General features: G+C 63.4%; 9 protein-coding genes. 3 read left to right on the top strand and 6 right to left on the bottom strand.

Translation table 11 applies throughout. The annotated features are described in order from the left end of the window. Positions 1-41: 41 nt before the first annotated feature. Complete coding sequence (locus AC56LV_RS15155; RefSeq protein ID WP_499558771.1) at positions 42-2183, bottom strand: M3 family metallopeptidase; 2142 nt, start codon at positions 2181-2183, stop codon at positions 42-44. A gap of 193 nt (positions 2184-2376) precedes the next feature. Between AC56LV_RS15155 and AC56LV_RS15150 the strand changes: the two genes are divergently transcribed. After that, positions 2377-3666 carry a GMC family oxidoreductase N-terminal domain-containing protein gene (locus AC56LV_RS15150; protein ID WP_499558769.1) on the top strand — a complete coding sequence of 430 codons (1290 nt, stop codon included), beginning with the start codon at positions 2377-2379 and terminating at the stop codon, positions 3664-3666. A 12-nt stretch (positions 3667-3678) separates the two neighbouring features. On the opposite strand, the gene AC56LV_RS15145 is transcribed toward AC56LV_RS15150, so the two are convergent. From AC56LV_RS15145 to AC56LV_RS15135, 3 genes are all read right to left on the bottom strand, one after another. Further along, positions 3679-3882: a SlyX family protein gene (locus AC56LV_RS15145; RefSeq protein WP_183555154.1), complete on the bottom strand. Its 204-nt coding sequence runs from the start codon at positions 3880-3882 to the stop codon at positions 3679-3681. Between the two features lie 55 nt (positions 3883-3937). After that, positions 3938-6142, bottom strand: a complete 2205-nt coding sequence (locus AC56LV_RS15140; RefSeq protein WP_499558767.1) for a DUF4214 domain-containing protein — start codon at positions 6140-6142, stop codon at positions 3938-3940. A gap of 159 nt (positions 6143-6301) precedes the next feature. Beyond that, the gene (locus AC56LV_RS15135; protein ID WP_183555152.1) at positions 6302-8371 is read right to left on the bottom strand and encodes a UvrD-helicase domain-containing protein; all 2070 of its coding nucleotides are present in this window, start codon (positions 8369-8371) and stop codon (positions 6302-6304) included. Positions 8372-8590: 219 nt separating this feature from the next. On the opposite strand from AC56LV_RS15135, the gene AC56LV_RS15130 reads away from it, so the two are divergent. Next, entirely contained in the window at positions 8591-9076 is a 486-nt protein-coding gene (locus tag AC56LV_RS15130; RefSeq protein WP_499558765.1) for an SRPBCC family protein, read from the top strand. Positions 9077-9098: 22 nt separating this feature from the next. Here AC56LV_RS15130 and AC56LV_RS15125 read toward each other — a convergent pair whose 3' ends face one another. Further along, on the bottom strand, positions 9099-10538 hold the full coding sequence (locus AC56LV_RS15125) for a dihydrolipoyl dehydrogenase (RefSeq protein ID WP_499558763.1): 1440 nt from the start codon (positions 10536-10538) through the stop codon (positions 9099-9101). 254 nt (positions 10539-10792) lie between these two features. On the opposite strand from AC56LV_RS15125, the gene AC56LV_RS15120 reads away from it, so the two are divergent. Then, positions 10793-11377 carry a PEP-CTERM sorting domain-containing protein gene (locus AC56LV_RS15120; RefSeq protein ID WP_499558761.1) on the top strand — a complete coding sequence of 195 codons (585 nt, stop codon included), beginning with the start codon at positions 10793-10795 and terminating at the stop codon, positions 11375-11377. Here AC56LV_RS15120 and AC56LV_RS15115 read toward each other — a convergent pair. Then, positions 11374-13407 (bottom strand): primosomal protein N', encoded by a 2034-nt coding sequence (locus tag AC56LV_RS15115; protein WP_499558759.1) that lies wholly within the window; start codon positions 13405-13407, stop codon positions 11374-11376. The genes AC56LV_RS15120 and AC56LV_RS15115 overlap by 4 nt on opposite strands. Between the last annotated feature and the right edge of the window lie 460 nt (positions 13408-13867).

Below are 13867 nucleotides of genomic sequence, written 5' to 3'. Positions count from 1 at the left end.
CCGCCTGCACCGCTCGTGACGGCGCAGGCGGCGCACAGGCATCAGTCGTTCGACGGCGTCGCGGTCAGGCCGCGGCGTTCCAGCAGTGGACCGATGACCGGATCGCGGCCACGGAAGTTGCGGAACAGGTCCATCGCTTCTTGCGTGCCGCCACGCGAGAGCAGCGTCTTGCGGAAATGGTCGCCGTTCTTGCGCGTCAGGCCACCGCTTTCGGTGAACCACTTGACCGTCTCGGCATCGAGGCGCTCGCTCCACAGGTAGGCGTAGTAGCCGGCCGAATAGCCGCCGCCCATCGAGTGCGAGAAGTACGCGCTGCGGTAGCGCGGCGGCACCGGGGCGTACGCGACGCCTGCATCGGCCAGCGCCTTCGCCTCGAAGCTCAGCACGTCGGTGGGCACCTGGTTTGGTGTGATCTGGTGCCAGCGCTGGTCGAGCAGCGCTGCCGCCAGATAGGCGGTGGTGGTATAGCCCTGGCCGAACTTCTTCGACGCGACGACCTTGTCCAGCAAGTCCTTCGGCATTGGCGCGCCGGTCTTGTAATGCTTGGCGTAGTTGGCCAGCACTTCAGGCCAGGTCACCCACATTTCGTTGACCTGCGACGGATACTCGACGAAGTCGCGCGGCACGTTCGTGCCCGAGAATTTCGGGTACTTCACGTCCGAGAACATGCCGTGCAGCGCGTGGCCGAATTCGTGGAACGTGGTGACCACTTCGTCGTAGGTCAGCAGCGTCGGCTCGCCGGCTGGCGGCTTCGGAATGTTCAGGTGGTTGCCGATGACCGGCTTCTGGCCCAGCAGGTGCGATTGCGAGACGTACTCGTTCATCCAGGCACCGCCCTGCTTGTTGCTGCGTGCGTACGGGTCGAAGATGAAGATCGTCAGCAGCTTGCCGTCGACGTCGTACACGTCGAATGTACGCACGTCGGGGTCGTAGGTCGGCAGGTCCTTGCGTTCCTTGAACGTGATGCCGTATTCCTTGGTCGCGGCGAAGAACACGCCATCGACCAGCACGCGGTTCAGTTCAAAGTACGGGCGCAGCTGGCTGTCGTCGAAATTGAATTTCTCGGCGCGCACCTTGTCGGCGTACAGCGGCCAGTCCCAGCTTGCCACTTCGAATTTGCCGCCATCCTTGTTGATTGCAGCCTGGATCTCGACGGCTTCCTTCTTCGCGTTGGTGACGGCCGGCTTGGCCAGGTCGCCCAGCAGCTTGTTGACGGCGGCCGGATTGCGCGCGGTTTCCAGCTCTTGCGAGTAAGCCGCAAAATTCGGGTAACCCAGCAGCACGGCGCGTTCGGCGCGCAGCTTGGCCAGGCGCAGCACCTGCCTGGTGGTGTCGAATTCGCCGCCCTTGGTGCCGCGCTCGAGCGAGGCTTTCATCAAGCGCTCGCGCGTGGCGCGGTGCGTCAGGGTCGACAGGCCAGGCTGGATCGACGTGTTGACGATCGGGATCGCAAACTTGCCCTTCTGGCCGCGTTTCGCGGCTTCTGCAGCGGCGGCATTGATCTCGGCGTCAGACAGCCCGGCCAGCTCGGCGCGGGTGTTCACAATCAGGGCGGCGGCATTCGCGCCCTTGAGCACGCGCTGCTGGAAGTCCGACTGCAGCGAGGCGATCTCGCCGTTGTAGGCCTTCAGCTTGGCCTGGTTGGCCGCCGACAGGTTGGCGCCGGCGCGCACGAATTCCTTGTAGTAGCGCTCGAGCAGGTGCGTCGATTCGGCGTCCAGGCCGAGCGAGGCGCGCTTGTCGTGCAGCGCCTTGACGCGCGCGAACAGCTTCGCGTTCAGGTGAATTGCATCGGTGTGCGCCGCCAGCTTGGGCGACATCTCGCGATCGACCGCGTCGAGCGTATCGTTGGTGTTGGCGCCGTGCAGATTGCTGAAGGTCGCGTTCACGCGTGCCAGCAACTGGCCGGATTTTTCCAGCGCCACGATCGTGTTGTCGAACGTCGGCGCCGCCTTGTCATTGGCGATCGCCTCGACTTCGCGCAGTTCTTCGCGCATGCCGGCAGCGAATGCAGGCAGGTAGTGCGCATCCTTGATCTTGTCGAACGCCGGGTATTGCAGCGGCAGGCTGCTGGGCTTGGCGAACGGGTTGGAAGCGTCGAGGACGGGTGCGGCAGGCGCTGCGATGGCGGAACACGCCAGCGCGACGCTGGCTGCCACGATGAGCAGTTGAGGACGGATCATGAGGTCTTTCGCTAACACTGAGGAAGGGCGCTGTCGCCAGTGGCTCGACAGCAGTGCGCTGAAGATCATAGCAGGCTTGCATGGCGCTTGTAACAATTAAAAAGTAGCGCAATGTATCAATCCGCAGCCCCTGTATTGACGTGCATACGGTGAGCGCCGTGCTAGCATCAAGGCCCCTTTGCAGCCTCTTTCCATGACCCTTTCTTCCTCTTCCTTCGACGCCATCGTGGTCGGCACCGGCCCTGGCGGGGCCAGCGTCGCGCGCGAACTGGCGCGTGCCGGCAGCCGGGTCCTGCTGCTCGAACAGGGCGGCGCCGCACCGCTCGCCGGCACCGTCACGCAGATGGCGTCGATGGCGGCCGTGCCCGGGCGCGGCGCCTTCATCCACCGCGATGCGTCGCTGCTGGTGGCCGGCACGACGCTGGGCGGCAGCTCGGCCGTCAACTTCGCCACTGCGGCCGCGCCGCCGGCGGCGTACTTCGCCGCGTACGGCATCGATCTGGCCCCGAGCCTGGCGGAGCTGCGCGCGGAACTGCCGCTCGCGCCCCTGCCCGATGCGCTGGTCGGGCCCATGGCCACGCGCATCATGACGGCGGCGCATGCGGCCGGCATCGATTGGAAAAAACTCGACAAGATGATCCGGCCGGCGCTGTGCCGCAGCGGCTGCTGGCGTTGCACCTATGGCTGCCCGTTCGGCGCCAAATGGAGTGCCCGTGATTTCGTCGAGCAGGCGGTGGGGCTTGGCGCCGTGCTGCAAACAGGCAGCCGCGTCACGCGCGTCCTGCTGGAGGGAGGCCGGGCCAGCGGCGTCGAGGTAAAGCATGGCGGGCAGCTGCAGACGATCCACGCGCCGCTGGTGATTCTGAGTGGCGGCGGGATCGGCAGCCCGCGCATCCTGCATGCGTCAAGCCTGGGGCCGCGCGATGCGCCGTTCTTCAGCGATCCCGTGGTCGCCGTGATGGGCAGTGTGGCCGACATCGATGGCGGCGCCGAAGTGCCGATGGCGGCCGGCTGGCATGACCCGGAAGCCGGCATCGCGCTGGCCGACCTGACCTTGCCGCGCCCGATGTACCAGGCCTTTGCGGCGCAGGTCGGGCGCGTGGACCGCTTGTTCGCGCACCGGCGCACCCTCTGCATCATGGTCAAGATTCGTGACGATATCAGCGGACGCGTCGGACCGCGCTGGGCCGACAAGCGCCTGAGCGCTGGCGATCGCGCGCGCCTGCAGACGGGCGAACGGATGGCGCGCACGATCCTGGAGGCGGCCGGTACGCGGCACGTGTTCAAGAGCTGGCATTTCGCGGCGCACCCGGGCGGCAGCGTACGGATTGGCGCCGGGGTCGATGCCGATCTGCGCACGCGCGCGCCGGGTGTCTATGTGTGCGATGCGTCGGTGATCCCGCAGCCATGGGGCTTGCCGCCGACACTGACCCTGCTGTGCCTGGGCAAGCGCCTGGGGCAGCACCTGGCGCGTCAGGCTTGATTCAAGCGTGAATCAATAGTGCGGGGGGCGTTCGTTGAGTGGCGCCTGGCCGGCGTCGCGCAGGGAGCGCAAATGGTCGGCCAGCTTGCCGACCATCGCCTCGAGCTCGTCGATACGGCGCTCCTGGCGGTAGATGGTCTTGTTCAGCTCATCGAGCAGGTCTTCCTGCTGGGAGAGCTTGATTTCAAGATTGACGAAACGTTCTTCCTGGTCCACGGCGCACTCCGGTAAAGCCGGCATTATGCCAGCTGTACCGGGGCTTGCCCGTGCATCAGGACATGGCAGGCTGGAACGCAAGATCTGCAGACATGACGCCAACCAGTTCAACGGCAGGCTTTACAGGCTGCCATGGCGTGAATTCCATGCCGGTCGACGTCACGCCAACGACCTGGGCCTGGTTTTCCGGGCTTTCGCTGAATTCCACCAGAATCTGGGCCTTGCTCGAATTGTCGGCACGCATGAGCCAATACGCAAAACCGTCCGCATCGGGTGCCCGGTGCAGGACGTTCTGGTACAGATTGCTGATGAACACTTCGTCGGTCGGGTTCGCGCCGTAAATGCGGTCAAATTCGGCCTGATTGACGGTGAACTCATTCGCGATCGTCAACAGCGACGCGCCTTTATCCATACGGTCGATCCAGTAGCCCATCCCCACGGAATCAGAGGCGCGGCCGAAAGCAGCCTGGTACAACCGGAACACTTGCGCCGTACCGTCGTCGAGCGCCAGCCAGCTGTCGCTGAAATGGAGCCGCTCGATGTTGTACAAGCCATCGATACCGCTGGCATCGGTCACTGCATGGCCCCAGGCACCCTTGGTGATGGTGTACTGCGCACGCGCGCCGCTGAACGCCACGGTATCGATACCGCCGCCGCCATCGATGGCGATATTGCCTGCACCCATGGAGAATGTGTCGGCATTGCCAGTGCCGACAAGGTTACCGGCATGATTGATCGTCATGGTCACATTGCTGCCTGCCTGCATGGCAGTGGCATTGCCTGCGATATCCACCGCCGCACCGATCACGTCGTAGACACCATTCGGCAATGGCGCTGCGGCCAGCTTCCAGGCGCCATCCGATCCAACGATTGCACTGCCAAACTTGATACCGTCGCTGTTGCGGTACAGCTCGATCGTGGTACCAGCTTCACCGGCGCCGCTGAACTGCGGCTGGTTACTGCCGGTGGACAGCGATACGGTCATTGTTGGGGCGGTGGGTTGGGTGGCATCCACGTTGAACACGGACAGGTCGCTCGCACCCGAGGTATTGCCCGAGGCGTCCGTTGCTTTGGCATAGGCCCGGTAATTCAGGCCATCCGCCAGCGCCACGGTCGACCGGGCGCTCCACAGGCCAGATGCGTCAGCCCTGGCAGTGGCAATCAATTGCTCGCCAATGAATACCTGAACCAGTGCATTGGCCTCGGCCGAGCCATTCATGTTCGGCATATTACCGCGCGCATACATGGCGCCATTCTTGGTCACGGCCATCGTCGGCACGGGCGGCGGCGTGGTATCCAGGATACTGGCGCGGCTGACGACCATATCGGCGAACCTTAGCTGCTCGACCGAAACCAGCGTATCGACGCCTTGCGCACTCGTGACCGACAATGCGCCATTGTCCAGATTGGCCAACGCATATGCACTGCGATTGCCACCATAGATCACCGTGTCGATTCCATCTCCGCCATTCATCATGTCACTTCCTCCGTTGCCCTGCAAAGTATCGTTAAATTGGGTACCCATCAGGGTGTCTGCCTTGAAGCTGCCGGTGATATAGCGTCCACCCGTCGTGCTGTTGATGCCGAGCTCGCCACGCAGGCCGTCGCCGCCATACAGCCAGTTCAGTGCTGCGATGTCGTAGGGCCGGTAGGTGCTGTGCCAACCGCCGGCGCTGGTGTACGACATGATCGTATTGCTCGTGTTGTCTTCGCTGCCGGGCAGCACGGCCAGTCCTTCGTCACCCGGTTCCGGGAACGGGTGCTTCAGGCCAAGGGCGTGCCCCAGTTCGTGCAGCAGGGTTTCGTAACCCTGGGTACCGACTGTCAGGTTCTGCGTCATTCCACGCCACTCGGCGTTGTCCAGATACACGTAGGCATTCGCGTTGTACGCGCTCAGCGTGGTCTCGGTGCCACTGCGTTGCGATATCCAGCTGTTAAGACCCGTCGTGTAGGCGCCGTCCAGGTCCAGATTGGCCAGATGGAACTGGGCGCTCGTGCCGGATGCCGTTTCCTGGAACTGAATCCCGGTCACTTGCTGCAGGTAGCTGAACGCCGTACGGGCATTGGCTTGCTGGGATGCGCTGAACGCTTCCTGGCCAGTCCGGTCGCTTTCATTGCCCGAGGTGATCGAGAACGTGTAGAACAGCACGTTGGCGTTGTTATTGCTGAGGAAGTTCCAGTCCGGGCCCTTGTCCAGCAAGGCGTCGATGTGGTTCAGTCCGGTAAGCGGGGTGACGGTGATGTCGGAAGGAGTTGCCATGAATCGGTCAATAATCGTTGCAGCAAGGTAAATGCCATGGGAATTTAGATATCAAAATATCGTTATCCCGGCAAGTATTTCTTGATAGACACATGAAGTCAAATAGCATTTCAATCGTGCGCACGACTTGCCGATCCATCAAGGCTTGCGCACAACGGTTTACTCCGGAACCGGCCTTGGTGTTGCCAACAAGGCTTTCAAACTTGCCAATCTTGCCTTCGGACTCAGGATTTCCGACTCCATCGGCGCGGCCTCGCCAACGTCCAGCGCCATTTCCTTGATGAAGCGCGACGGATCGCAATTGACCAGCTCGCCCGCGCGTTTGCGCCGCTTGCACCAGCTCACGTGCAGCGTGCGCTGGGCGCGCGTGATGCCCACGTACATCAGGCGCCGTTCTTCCTGGATGCGCGCCGAGATCGTTTCGATGGACGCGTCCGGGTCGCCCTTGTGCGGCAGGATGCCCTCTTCCACGCCGACCAGGTACACGTGCGGATACTCCAGCCCTTTTGACGCGTGCAGCGTCGACATGCGCACGGCGTCCTGCTCCTCGTCCTGGCCTTCGAGCATCGACATCAGCGCCACCATCTGCGTCAGTTCGAGCAGGTTCTTCTCTTCGCCATCGCGGTCGCGCCCGCCACGGCCGCGGTCCTTGAGCCAGTTGGTAAATTCGAGCACGTTCTGCCACTTGGCCTGGGCCGCGCGGTCGTCGAAGCCTTCGTACAGGTAATGCTCGTAATTCATTTCCTTCATCATGTCGTCGAGCACCTCGGCCGCGTGGTCGCCAGCGCCCAGCGGGCCGGGCCGCGTTGCACGGTCTTCCAGCTCACTGATGAAGTGGCAAAAGTTGCGCACCGATCCCAGTTGCCGTTCGGCCAGCTTGGCCTCGATGCCGCCCTTGCGCGCCGCCTCGAACAGCGAGCAGTTCCACTGCTTCGAAAATTCGCCCAGCACTTCCAGCGTGGCCATGCCGACCCCGCGTTTGGGCGTCGTGATGGCGCGGATGAAGGCCGGGTCGTCGTCCTGGTTGGCGATCAGGCGCAGGTAGGCAATGATGTCCTTGATCTCGGCCTTGTCGAAGAAACTCTGGCCACCCGACATCGTGTACGGGATGCGCTCCTTGCGCAGCGCCTGCTCCATCACGCGCGCCTGGTGGTTGCCGCGGTACAGGATCGCGAAATCGGACCAGTTGTTCTTGCGCTGAAAATGCTCGGACGAAATCAGCATCGCGATCTGGTCGGCTTCCTGGTCATCGTTCTGCATGCCCATCACTTTGATCGGCTCGCCCAGGCCGTGCTCGGACCACAACGACTTCTCGAAGATCTTCGGGTTGTTGCCGATCACGGCATTGGCCGCCTGCAGGATGCGGGTGGTGGAGCGGTAGTTCTGCTCGAGCTTGATCACGCGCAGGTCGGGGAAATCGACCTGCAGCGTTTTCAGGTTCTCGACCGAGGCGCCGCGCCAGGCGTAGATCGCCTGGTCGTCGTCGCCCACGGCGGTAAACATCGGCTTCTTGCCCAGGCCCGTCACCAGGAGCTTGACCAGCTCGTACTGGCAGGTATTGGTGTCCTGGTATTCGTCCATCAACAGGTAGCGCAGGCGGCGCTGCCAGCGGTCGCGGATCGGCTCGTTATTGCGGAACAGTTCCACCGGCAGCCGGATCAGGTCGTCGAAGTCGACCGCCTGATAGGCCTGCAGCGTCGCCACATAGCTGCGGTAGACGCGCCCGGCCTGGGCTTCGTCTTCGTCGCGCGCGGCCTTGATCGCGTCTTCCGGGTCGACCAGGCCGTTCTTCCACAGCGAAATCGTGTTCTGGATGCGGCGGATTTCCTGTTTATCGGTGCTCAGCGCCAGGTCGGACACGATCGTGTAGCAGTCGTCGCTGTCCATGATCGAAAACTTGTCCTTCAGCCCCACCCCGGCTGCTTCCTGGCGCAGGATGCGCACGCCCAGCGAGTGGAAGGTCGACACGGTCAGCTGCTTGGCCTGCTTCGGCTGCTTGAGCAGCTTGGCAATGCGCTCCTGCATCTCGAGCGCCGCCTTGTTGGTAAAGGTCAGGGCGGCAATGGTGCGTGGATCGTAGCCGCAGTGCTCGATCATGTAGGCGATCTTTTGCGTGATCACGCGCGTCTTGCCGGACCCGGCGCCAGCGAGCACCAGGCAAGGGCCGTCCAGATACAGCGCGGCTTCGCTCTGCGGCCCGTTCAGGCCGAACTTTGGTGCGTTTGACATGGGGAAGTTTTCGGTGGGACAGAGAGCGATTGTAACAATCTGGCGGGCGCAGCGGGCGATGGCGCGCGGCAGCCAAGGTCGGATTGCAACAGGCCGCCGTTGCGCGCTTGCTTCCCTGCATGGTCCTGCGAGGCAGACCGGGATCGGGTACCATGCGACCTTTGCCAGCGAGACGCCAGACGCGCCGCTGCAGCCCTATTTTTTCTGGAAATCTGCCACATGAAATTCGAACATCTCGTCGAAATCAACGATCCGATGAACCCGCTGCTCGACACGCTCACCCGCGAGCAGTTGTGGCACGGCCTGGTGCTGCGCGCCGAGCAGCCAAAACTGTTCATTCCGCACCTGGACGCCTGCGACATCCTCGAGCGCGACGCCGGCATCATGCGCCGCCGCCTGACCTTCGGTCCGCTGGTGATCGAGGACAAGGTCACCTTGACCCCACTGCAGGAAGTGCACTACGACGTGCCGGCCCAGGGCGACATCGCCGCCTCGACGCTGCGCATGGTGATCGAGGCGCCGACCAGCGCCATGCTGCTGGTGCGCTTCTGCTACGACGACGGCATGGGCGAACACGTCGACCAGGCCAATGCGATGTACGACGAATTCAAGAAGTCGGCGTACGAAGAAGCCGACATCGACACCGTGCGGGTCCTGCGCCAGCTGGCCGGCCAGGGCAAGCTGGCCACCACCCTGCTCAACTGATCGACTGAGCCAGCTGCACGGTTCAGAGGCCCGGTTCGGTCTCGCCCGTGTGGGTGCTGCTCTCGCCCTGCGACAGGTTGGTCGCCAGGTCGCGCAGCGCGGTGCGTACGCCTTCTTCGATGACCGGGTGATAGAACGGCATCTCCAGCATCTGGTCGACCGTCATGCGCATCTGGCATGCCCATGACAGCAGGTGGGCCAGGTGTTCGGCGCGCGGCGCGATCATCTCGGCGCCCAGGAACAGGCGCGAGCCATACTCCGCATACACCCGCAGCATCCCCTTGTTCTGCAGCATGACGCGGCTGCGCCCCTGGTTCTCGAACGACATGCTGCCCACGGCGAACTTGGGTTGGCCGCTTGCGGACAGGGCCCGATAGCTCTTGCCCAGCGTGGCGATATTCGGCTCGGTGAAGGCCACCGCGATCGGCGTGCGGCGCAGGCCCGGGCGCACGTCGGGGTAGCGGCCCGCATTGTCGCCGGCGATCTTGCCGTGGTCGGCCGCATCGTGCAACAGCGGACGCTCGTTGTTGGCGTCGCCCGCGATGAAGATCTGGCTGCCGCCGCACTGCATCGTGCGCGCGTCAAAGGTCGGGATGCCGTCGGCGCCCCGCTCCAGGCCGGTCAGTTCGAGGCCCAGGTCATGCACGTTCGGCGTGCGCCCGGCCGCCATCAGCACATACTGGAAGCGCTCGCTGCTTTCCTTGCCCAGCGCATCGCGCACATGCAGGACCACCTCCTCGCCATCCTGCACTGCTTTCACGATCTCGCTCTGGAACGCGATGTCGACTTCCTCGCCCAGCACGCGCGCAGCGCAGCGCAGCACTTCGGGGTCGCTGATGTTGGCGATGGAACCGCCGCGCGCGTAGAAACGCACGCGCACGCCAAGACGGCTCAGGGCCTGGCCCAGTTCGAGGCCGATCACGCCGGTGCCGATCACGGCCACTGAGGCCGGCAGGTCGTTCCAGTAGAACACGTCGTCGCTGGTAACGATGCCGGGGCCGACGTTCTCGAGCTGCGGCAGGCGCAGCGGTGTCGAGCCGGTGGCGATGACGACGCGCCCGGCGTGGATCTCGGTATGGTCGTCGACCTGCAGCGTGCAAGGGCCGGTAAAGCGCGCGTGGCCCTGCAGGCGGTCATGGACGGGGATGGCTTCCACGGCCTCGAGCACGAAGCCGACGAAGCGATCGCGTTCGCGCTGGACACGCGCCATCACTGCCGGGCCATCGATCCGCACCTCACCGGCATGCACGCCGAACGGACCGGACGTGTGCAGCGCATGCGCCGCCTCTGCCGCGGCGATCAGGAGCTTGCTCGGCATGCAGCCGACCCGGGCGCAGGTGGTGCCGTAGTGCGCGCCCTCGATGACCACGGTGCGTGCGCCCTGCGCCCTGGCGGCGCGATAAGCGGTCATGCCGGCGGTGCCCGTGCCGATGACGGCGACATCCACATTCAGTTGTTTCATGGTGCTCTTTCGCTGTTGACAGGCAAAACGATACGCTATTTCACGCCGTTGGGGGCAGCACGAACCCATTCAGGATGCCATCGGGCACCAGGGTTTTTCGCATCCATGCTGAGTGTATGTCGATAAATATTACATACTGCAAGTTAAAACATTAATTTCGGAAATTTTACGCATAAGAATCAACCGCCTACGATGATCTGTAAATACGGCACGATACTTGCTATCCCTTCGGATTCACCCACCAAGGAGATCCCATGTCACTTGCTTCCTTCAACAAACTGCTTGTTAGCCTGTCGCTGTTCGCTTGCTCGTCCGTGTTCGCCGCGCCGCTGGTTGTCAATGTTGCTGGGGTCACGAGCCAGGGTGGAATCGGCGATTCCGGCAATACAGTATTGGCTTATAACGTCGGCGCCAATGCGGTCATCACCAGCGTCGCCTACTCGCTGAACCTGACGGCGTTCTCGCCGAGCTGGCTGTCCGAAATCGGCCTGGCGTTCACTGACTCGGACGGCTTCGACGGCGTTGTCTTCAATCCGGGTTTCGGCGATAGCATCCCTGGTACCGCAACCTACGCCGGTTTTGCCGATCTGGTCGACCTTGACCTGGATTTCGCGGTTGGCGCCGACGGCATCCTGCGCCTGGAATTCTATGAAGACTTCGATGACTTCGCTGGCATCGATGGCATCTGGAACTTCGGCACGCTCACGTTTGGTGTGGAAACGGTCGGCGGTGAAGTGCCTGAGCCGGCCAGCGGCCTGCTGCTGGGCGCAGGCCTGGCCATGATGGGCTACGCAAACCGTCGTCGCCAGGTGGCGCGCAAGGCTGCCAGCGCAGCTTAAATATCGAGCGGGTCGACTTCGAGCGACCACTTCACGCGGGCCTTCATGGCCCGCAGCGCTTCCATCCACTCGCGCAGGAAGGCCTGCAAGGCCGGGCGCGAGCTGGACTCCACCAGCAGCTGGGCGCGGTCCATATTGTGCACCCGCGTCATCGTCATCGGGATCGGGTCGTTGATCAGGATCCCGTCGTGCGCCAGGCAGTCGCGCGCGCTTTCCAGAAACGCAATCGCGATCGGCAGCTCGCGCGCCTCGGCCCGCAGCAAGGCCTGGTACATGTACGGCGGCAGGCCCGCTTCGCGCCGTTCATCCAGCAACTGGCCGGCAAAGCGCTCGTAGTCGTGGCGCATCACCGCGCCGTACAGCGGATGCTGCACATAACGCGTCTGCACCAGCACCTCGGACGGCGCCCCGGCGCGCCCCGCCCGCCCGGCCACCTGCATCAACTGCGCGAACAGGCGCTCGCTGGCGCGGTAGTCCTGCGAGAACAGTGCCGTATCCGGGTTCAGGATGCCCACCAGCGTGAGCTTCTTGAAGTCGTGCCCCTTGGCGACCATCTGGGTGCCGATCAGGATATCGACTTCGCCCCGGTGCACGCTGTCGAACGCCGCCTGCGCGCTGCCTTTCAGGCGCGTGGAGTCGGCATCGATGCGCAGGATGCGCGCCTCGGGGAACATCGCCCGCAAGCCTTCTTCGACGCGCTGCGTGCCCCGGCCCAGCGGCTGGATATCGACGTTGCCGCAGGTCGGGCACGAACGCGGGATGCGCAGTTCCAGGCTGCAGTGGTGGCAACGCAGCCGGTTCTCGGGCTTGTGCAGCACCATGAAGGCGGTGCAGCGCGTGCAGTCGCTGATCCAGCCACAGGCGTCGCAGGAAATCACGGGGGCATAGCCGCGCCGGTTCAGAAACAGCAGTGACTGCTCACCGCGCTCCAGGCGCAGGCGCAGCGCGGCGATCATCTCGGCGGTCAAGCCGTCGCGCCCGCGGTCGCGCTCCATGTCGATCAGGCGCACGCGCGGCAGCACCGCGTCCTGCACGGCGCGCTCGCGCAGGTCGAGCCGTTTATAGCGCCCCGAGCGCGCGTGGTGCCACGATTCGAGCGATGGCGTGGCCGAGCCCAGCACGATCGGAATGCCCAGCTGGTGCGCGCGCCAGACGGCCAGGTCGCGCGCCGAATAGCGCAAGCCTTCCTGCTGCTTGTACGACGGGTCGTGCTCTTCGTCGATCACGATCAGCTGCAAGTGCGGCAGCGACGCCAGCAGCGAAAGCCGCGTGCCCAGCACGATGCGCGCCTGGCCCAGGTGCGCGGCCAGCCAGTGCAGCATGCGCTCGCCTTCGGACAGGCTGCTGTGCAGCGTGGCGAGCATCATGCCCGGGAAGCGCGCCCGGATATTGCCTTCGAGCTGCGGTGTGAGGTTGATCTCGGGGACCATGATCAGGATTTGCGCCTGCGGATCGCGCGCCAGCACTTGGGCGCAGGCTTGCAGATAGACCTCGGTCTTGCCGCTGCCAGTCACGCCCCATAACAGGAACGGGTTGAATCCGGTGGCGCCGCCGATCGCGTCGGCCGCCTCCTGCTGCGCCGTGTTCAGCACGGGCATGCCCACTGCGGTCGCGTCCTGCCCGGCGTCGAGCTTGGCCAGTTTTTTCAGCGCGCGCCCCAGTGCCACTGTTTTGGGCACCCGCAGGTTCTTCGGCAGGCCGGGCAACGCGACTTCGCCGAGCGGGCGCTGGTAGTACTCGGCAGCGAACCGCGCCAGCGCCAGCCAGCGCCCGGACAGCGGCGCCAGTTCGCCCCGCACGGCCAGCGCATCCTTGAGTTTTTCCGGGGGCACATCGCTGGTGGACTTGACCGCGACGATCAGGGCCATCACCTCGCGCCGCGCAAACGACACCAGCGCCAGCTGGCCGGGCAGCGGTTCGTCTCCCGGCTGGCACGGCCAGCGGTAGTCGAAACTGCTGTTGAGCGGCGTATCGATCACGACTTCGAGGAAGCAGTGCGGTGTGACCGGTGCTTGGTTGCTGATTGACAATCTGGGCCCTGTGCAAATCTGTGGAGAACTTTGTGAATAGTCGGGGACTTGACCCCATCAAAGGTTTACGTTAGATCAAGTCCGGAACGATAATTCCTCAATTCAAGACAATTTTAGTCTTTGTAATCAATGACTTGAAAAACCGTCCAAAAACCTGTTTACAACCTTGACCACATTCGGCTGCTTGTGCATAACTCTGCAATTTTCCGTGGAAAACTCGCTGCGTCGCGTCATACAGTTAAGGCAATACATGAAGTTTCACTCTAAGTCCCGGTAAACCAAGTACTTTTCCCCACGATGGCAGCGCCTGTTGATAACTTTGTGAACAAGGCCCCGAATCTCGGCGAATTCCCTTGAACAACGTTCATGGGCAAGACAGCCAGATCGCATAACGTCAGGAAAATATACTTATGAATCATTGACTTACGGGTAAACACGAAAAGCCGAGATGTCCACAGGA

Source organism: Telluria sp. RB2R28, from assembly GCF_059685835.1.
Note: the sequence above shows the minus strand (reverse complement) of the source record. Positions and strands in the feature narration are given on the sequence as shown.

Bases quoted from the DNA above. Each gene is read 5' to 3' on its own strand.
- AC56LV_RS15150 (WP_499558769.1), top strand. From the start codon at position 2,377: ATGACCCTTTCTTCCTCTTCCTTCGACGCCATCGTGGTCGGCACCGGC.
- AC56LV_RS15120 (WP_499558761.1), top strand. From the start codon at position 10,793: ATGTCACTTGCTTCCTTCAACAAACTGCTTGTTAGCCTGTCGCTGTTC.
- AC56LV_RS15155 (WP_499558771.1), bottom strand. From the start codon at position 2,183: ATGATCCGTCCTCAACTGCTCATCGTGGCAGCCAGCGTCGCGCTGGCG.
- AC56LV_RS15125 (WP_499558763.1), bottom strand. From the start codon at position 10,538: ATGAAACAACTGAATGTGGATGTCGCCGTCATCGGCACGGGCACCGCC.
- AC56LV_RS15135 (WP_183555152.1), bottom strand. From the start codon at position 8,371: ATGTCAAACGCACCAAAGTTCGGCCTGAACGGGCCGCAGAGCGAAGCC.
- AC56LV_RS15130 (WP_499558765.1), top strand. From the start codon at position 8,591: ATGAAATTCGAACATCTCGTCGAAATCAACGATCCGATGAACCCGCTG.
- AC56LV_RS15140 (WP_499558767.1), bottom strand. From the start codon at position 6,142: ATGGCAACTCCTTCCGACATCACCGTCACCCCGCTTACCGGACTGAAC.